At 36.1% G+C, this 6,950-nt stretch carries 3 protein-coding genes; all 3 read left to right on the forward strand.

The window, feature by feature from the left end:
* The first annotated feature begins 137 nt into the window (after positions 1-137).
* The 3 genes from gor (at position 138) to FJR04_RS25160 (ending at position 6,894) form a co-directional block, all read left to right on the forward strand.
* The gene (gene gor, locus FJR04_RS25150; RefSeq protein WP_168499994.1) at positions 138-1,517 is read left to right on the forward strand and encodes a glutathione-disulfide reductase; all 1,380 of its coding nucleotides are present in this window, start codon (positions 138-140) and stop codon (positions 1,515-1,517) included.
* A gap of 600 nt (positions 1,518-2,117) precedes the next feature.
* Positions 2,118-4,706, forward strand: a complete 2,589-nt coding sequence (locus FJR04_RS25155) for a GAF domain-containing protein (protein ID WP_168500004.1) — start codon at positions 2,118-2,120, stop codon at positions 4,704-4,706.
* Positions 4,707-5,058: 352 nt separating this feature from the next.
* The gene (locus tag FJR04_RS25160) at positions 5,059-6,894 is read left to right on the forward strand and encodes an AIPR family protein (RefSeq protein ID WP_168500006.1); all 1,836 of its coding nucleotides are present in this window, start codon (positions 5,059-5,061) and stop codon (positions 6,892-6,894) included.
* Positions 6,895-6,950: the final 56 nt, after the last annotated feature.

The following is a 6,950-nucleotide window of genomic DNA, read 5'->3' on the forward strand; positions in this document are numbered from 1 at the left end:
GTAACAGTAATGGGGAAAACTAAAGCAACAACGGAATTTCCAGTAAGCATTACAGGAGCTACGCTAGATTAAATCTAGGCAACTTAACTATTCTTATATAGTTCAATAGCCTATTTTTAGTTAAAAAGTAGAGATTTATGACTTTTGATTACGACTTGTTTGTGATTGGTGCTGGTTCTGGGGGTTTGGCTGCTTCTAAACGGGCGGCTAGTTATGGTGCGAAAGTGGCGATCGCCGAATATGATTTAGTTGGTGGTACTTGCGTAATTCGCGGTTGTGTCCCCAAAAAACTCATGGTTTACGGTTCTCACTTTCCCGCCCAATTCCAAGAAGCGGCAGGTTATGGTTGGACTGTGGGAGATGTAAAATTTGATTGGGAACATTTCATTACATCTATAGATAACGAAGTCCGACGACTCTCAGGACTACACATCAGCTTTTTAGAAAAAGCCGGCGTAGAATTAATTTCTGGTCGTGCTAGTTTTATAGATCCCCACACAGTCGAAGTTAATGGCAAAAAATATACAGCCGAGAAAATTTTAATTGCTGTTGGTGGCCGTCCCTTTAAACCAGAGATTCCAGGAATAGAACACGGTATTACCTCTAATGAAATTTTTCACCTGAAAACTCAACCCAAACACATTGCTATCATTGGTGCTGGTTATATTGGCAGTGAATTTGCTTGTATCATGCGCGGTTTGGGTTCGGAAGTCACACAAATTATCCGCAAAGAGGAAATTTTGAATGGTTTTGATCAAGATATCCGCACCAGTATCCAAGAAGGAATGACGAATCATGGCATTCGCATTATCCAAAATACGGAAGTGACAGCCATAGAAAAAGTCAGCGAAGGACTGAAATTAACTTTATCTGGAGAAAATCAAGAACCAATCATTGCTGATGTATTTTTAGTAGCCACCGGTCGCAGTCCCAATGTGGAAGGGTTAGGTTTAGAAAATGCCCAACTTGATTGTGTTCCCAGTTCTGAAGAAGAACCAGGATACAGCACCTCAGATGCGATCGCTGTCAATGAATATAGCCAAACTTGCCAACCCCACATTTTTGCTGTCGGGGATGTCACAGACCGCTTAAATCTCACTCCAGTCGCTATTGGAGAAGGACGGGCTTTTGCTGATAGTGAATTTGGCAACAACCGCCGCGAATTTAGTCACGAAACCGTGGCCACAGCCGTATTTACTACCCCAGAAGCTGCCACAGTCGGCTTGACAGAAGCCCAAGCTAGAGCCAAATGCGGTGATGATGGGATCAAAATTTATCGGACTAGCTTCCGCCCTATGTACTACACTTTGGCAGGTAAGCAGGAAAAAACCATGATGAAGTTGATCGTAGATACTAACACCGATCAGATTTTGGGCGCTCACATGGTGGGAGATAGCGCCGCAGAAATTATCCAAGGTGTAGCGATCGCTGTAAAAATGGGCGCAACCAAAGCTGACTTTGATGCTACCGTTGGTATCCATCCTTCAGCCGCTGAAGAATTCGTCACCATGAGATAAATTCTGACTACAGAAGCAGTGCAGGGGAGTTGGATTCCCTTGCCACTCATGGATAAATTTATGAGGATTTTGAATTATTTCTCAATTTATTACTTAATTTAAAATAAATTAACTGTCAAATCTTTTACATTTTTAATACTGGTTATTTTATATTTAGGGCAGGGAAACCCTGCCCCTACTTGTCTAAATTTGACATTCCCTATTTGTGTATGTGATCAACTGCACACTTGGGAGTTTGAAAATGCCGACTATACCTTATAATTAAACTTATCTTATTTGATTTTCCTATTGTCACCATGAGGATGTCAATTAAGGATTTCCAAATCATCTGCTCATGTTGTTGGCATATCATCCAATTCATAATTATATTTGAGGATATGACGACAATTCTATTATTCGCAATTTGTAAAATCTCCTACTGTTGAATCTGATATGGTGAGCTATAGCAGTAATCAGAAACAATCAATTGGCTAAAAACAATTGCATAGCAGATGTAGATACTGTTAAATAAGTATGGATACCAAAAAGATTTAAAATAAATCTTAAATATTATCGTTGACATTTTCTCAACCCTAAATCATACCATATTGGAAGATAGTTATGTCAGTGCATGAAACAAATGCTGAAGTGAACACAGATGTGATTATTGATATTAATCCTCTACCCAACAATAGGGGACAAAAACATCCTGATAATGTAGTTTCTTTAACTACACAAAAAGGAACTATTTCTCAGTTTCTTGCTCCCTTAAATAAGGATACTTTTAAACAGGTAGTTCAAGAAGTAGAGCAGAAATTACAGGTTGTTAACCAAACCTTATCCATGTTGGATTATCAAGGTTTTGAGACAATCCTCCAGGAAATGCTCCATTCAATTACTCTCAAAACTGGGGAATTATTAGGAGCAGATCGGACAACGATATTTTTGTTAGATGAAGAACAAGGTGAACTCTGGTCTATTTTAGCAGAGGGGCAAACTAAACGCCCTTTAGAAATTCGGATTCCCGCCAACAAAGGTATTGCAGGTGAAGTTGCTACTTTCAAACGAGTAGTAAATATCCCCTTTGATTTTTATGATGATCCCCGGTCAAATTTTGCTCAAGAGCAAGATAAAAGAAATGGCTACCGAACTTATACAATGTTGGCATTGCCACTGTTAAATACAGAAAATAATCAATTAGTTGCGGTAGTCCAATTACTCAATAAATTAAAACCCATTCATGATCCTGAAGCGGCTCTTGCAGAAAGAGTTGATACAAAAGGGTTTACTGAAGTTGATGAAAATGTATTTCTAGAATTTGCCCCTTCAATTCGTCTGATTTTAGAATCATCTCGATCTTTCTATCTTGCGACTCAAAAACAAAGAGCAGCAGCCGCATTAATGAAAGCAATTAAATCTCTAAGTCAAAGTGGCCTTGATTTAGAAGAAACCCTCAAACGAGTCATGGATGAGGCCAAAGAATTAATGAACGCCGACCGCAGTACACTGTGGTTAATAGATCGCGATCGCCAAGATTTGTGGACAAAAATATATCAAGCTGATGGTGTCGCTAAATTATTGCGTGTACCCATGGGTCAAGGTTTTGTGGGTATAGTTGCTGCGTCTGGAAAAAAACTAAATATTCCCTTTGATTTATATGAGCATCCTGACTCGGAAACGGCTCAAAAAATGGATCAAAGTAATGGCTATCGCACCTGTAGTTTACTGTGTATGCCAATCTTTAACAGCGATCAGGAATTGATTGGTGTGACTCAATTAGTTAATAAAAAGAAAGTTGGAGAGTTTCCACCTTATAATCCAGCTTCTTGGCCTAACTCTCCTGAATGTTTCCAAGCTAGTTTTGATAAAAATGATGAAGAATTCATGGAAGCATTCAATATCCAAGCTGGGGTAGCTTTGCAAAATGCTCAGTTGTTTGCCAGAGTTAAACAACAAGAAAAAATGCAGCGGGATATTTTGCGGAGTCTTTCTAATGGGGTGATTTCTACAGATCAAAATGGTGTAATTATTACAGCTAATGAAAGTGCTAAACAATTGTTAGGTTTTGGTTTGGAAGAGGCTTTAGAAGGCAAAATGGTCAGTGATATTGTCAATCTGAAAGAGGGAGACTTTAGCAAGTGGTTTCAGAATACTCTCCAGTCTAATAATTCCAAAGAAGGCCAGCAATATTATCCCGATCGCACTTTATTAACCACAGGAACAGAGCAACACAGCGTTAACTTATCACTAAATAGCATTTCCGATATCAAAGACGAAAAGAAAGTCTGTGGTGCATTGGTGGTAATGGAAGATATTAGTGATGAAAAGCGTCTGAAAAGTACAATGTACCGCTACATGACCCAGGAATTAGCGGAAGAATTACTAAAATTAGATGATGCGAAATTAGGAGGCGATCGCAAAGAAGTTACTATCTTATTCTCAGATATTCGCGGCTACACCACTCTTACAGAAAATATGCAAGCTGAAGAAGTGGTAAGAATGCTGAATGAATATTTTGAATCAATGGTAGAAGCAGTTTTTAAACATAAAGGCACTCTAGATAAATATATCGGTGATGCCATCATGGCTGTATTTGGTTCTCCTCTCCCCTTAGCAGAACACGCAGTCATGGCAGTCCAAACTTCTCTAGAAATGCGCGATCGCTTGCGAGAATTAAATATACTTCGCCAATCAACTAATCAATGTGCTATTAAAATTGGCATTGGCATTAATTCTGATACCGTCATTAGTGGCAATATCGGCTCTAGTAAACGCATGGAATTTACCGCTATTGGTGATGGTGTCAATCTGGGTTCTCGATTAGAAAGCGTCAGCAAACAGTATGGTTGCGATATTATTATCAGCGACAATACATATAAAATCTGCCAAGATAGTGTTTGGGCAAGAGAACTAGATTACATCCGCGTTAAAGGACGCAATGAACCAGTTGCTATCTATGAATTAATAGGAACGCGAACTGATCACATTGATAGCGCCAAACTAGAAGTAATTGAGCATTACCACAAAGGGCGTGAATACTATCTCAAACGTCAATTCACCTCAGCCCTCGCAGAGTTTGTGAAAGCTTTATCCGCTGACAATCAAGACAAAGCCTCGATGTTATACATGAGTCGTTGTCAGCATTGGTTACAATCACCCCCATCTGATAATGATTGGGATGACGGTGTTTGGACATTTAAAGAAAAATAACCATTTTTGGTAATTTGACTCGAAAGGATACCTTAATTTTTGTTAGTGTTGTATGAGAAAGTTTCTGGATATTATTCTCTATAGGGAAAATATACAGGAACTTTCAGCTTTTTGTTGTATAGGGATTGGATAAGAGTGTTCCAAACAATAAATGATCCAAAACCAGAGATTGCTTCATTCCGCTCCGCTCCATATGGCTAACGCCACGCTCCGCGAACGCAATGACAATTGGGCATTTTTTTACTTGGAATACTCTAACAGGAAAATATCAGTATAATAGATAGTTAGGCTTTTCAATTTAATAGCCTGTAGTTTAACACTTAAAAATAATTTGTTTTTATGGAGATTTTATATGCTTACAAAAGAATTTTATCATGAAATTGATAGCAACCTTAATACACTTTTGGAAAAATATCAAGAAGATGAACTCATAAAAAAATATAAAGGTGTTATCAACAATCAAAAATCTTATGCCCTCTTAATTTGGTTTCTCGAATTTTATGGGAGAAAATCTAACTATAAAGATTTTATTACGGATGGCGATAAAGATAGTTCTTGCGACATTGTTTTTGATAACACAAACAATCAGGGAGATAAAATTTTTTATGTCGTTCAGTCAAAATGGAACACGGCTGATAATTCAGAAAAAGAAACTAAGAAAGATGAAATACTGAAAGCACTTAATGATTTTGATACGATTTTACGAGGAGAAAAACAAAATGTTAATGAAAAACTAAAAGCAAAATTAGAGGATCTGGATAATCACCTCAAAGCTAATGGAGAGGTTAAATTTATATTTTTGACACTTTCTCAATATAAAGGAGGAGCGGACGAAAACATTAGTGTTTTTAAAAAAAATGATGAAAAAATCAAATTTGAAGTAATTGATATAAATCGCATAAAAGTAGATTATATTGACAGAACATATAAAAAAATAGAACCTTTAAATCCTCTAGAAAGCTACCAAAATCCAGAAGAAAATCCTGTTACTCTAGAAATAGTTCAAAAAAATGGAGTTGTTAAAATAGAGAAGCCTTTTGAGGCATATATGTTTTTACTTCGTCCCAAAAGTATCTATGATTTATTTGAAAAATATGGATTTGCTCTTTTTTATAAAAACGTCAGAAATCCTCTACTTCAATCACAATTTAATGAAGATATAGAAAGAACTGCGGTGGACAATCCTGCCTATTTTTGGTACTACAATAATGGCATTACAGCAATTACTTATTTCTTGCCTACTATTGGCAGAAAAGCTGAACAAATAGAATTAATAGGATTGCAAATTATTAATGGCGCACAAACTGTTTATGCCATTTACCGAGCTTACAAAGATGCCTCCCCAACAAAGCGTAAGCAGATGGATAGTGAATCTTTGGTGACTTTACGCTTATTAAAATCAGGCGGAAAAGATTTTGATTTGAATGTTACCAGGTATACTAATTCCCAAAACCCTGTAGATGATAGAGACTTTTGTGCTAATGACGATATACAGATAATGCTGCAAAACGCATCCTATCAAACTAATATTTGGTATGAGAAAAGACGTGATGAATTTAGAGAGACTCCAGAGAATGTCATAGAAATTCCAAATGTTATTTTGGCACCCGTCTATTTAGCTTATCATTTGCAAGATCCCGTCAGTGTTATAAAAAATTATCATCAACTACTTAAAATGAATAAAGACTTGAATTTCATTTCCCATAAAGAACATAAAGATGGTCTGTATGAAAAAATTTTCAATGATGAAACAACATTTGAAAATATGCTTTGTGCATTTTATATTTTTGATTTAATGTGTGATTTCCACGGTCTTTCATATGATGTTACTTTTAAAAGTAATTTATATCATTTATTAGCTTTATTTAAAGTGGCTTTTACAAAATATTTAAAAATTAAATTTGGTGATAAGATAAATGTAAACAAATATATTATCAAAATTTATGAACAAGGTGATAAAAAAATTATCCTCAAAACTTTCAAGTTTATTGGCCAGTTTGTTAAGCAGCAAATTGAAGTAAGCGACAATGAAAAAACAACAGAAAGAATGTTAAAATTCTTAGTAAAGCAGTCGCATTATGAGAAAATTAAAGAAGCCTTAGAAGATGTAGATATTTCCGTCGAGGATATTGAAAATATAACTATTAAAGATAACGAAAAATTTATTGAGGGAGAAACAGGTGAATAAAATAATAGCGAAAACAATGACTGATACACAATAGATTTGGTAATTTTTTTATTAAT

It is taken from the genome of Anabaena sp. UHCC 0204 (assembly GCF_009711975.1).
In the GTDB taxonomy this organism is placed as follows: Bacteria; Cyanobacteriota; Cyanobacteriia; order Cyanobacteriales; family Nostocaceae; genus Dolichospermum.

Excerpts from the sequence above, each read along its gene's own strand:
- FJR04_RS25155 (WP_168500004.1), top strand. The coding sequence starts at position 2,118 with ATGTCAGTGCATGAAACAAATGCTGAAGTGAACACAGATGTGATTATT.
- FJR04_RS25160 (WP_168500006.1), top strand. The coding sequence starts at position 5,059 with ATGCTTACAAAAGAATTTTATCATGAAATTGATAGCAACCTTAATACA.
- gor (WP_168499994.1), top strand. The coding sequence starts at position 138 with ATGACTTTTGATTACGACTTGTTTGTGATTGGTGCTGGTTCTGGGGGT.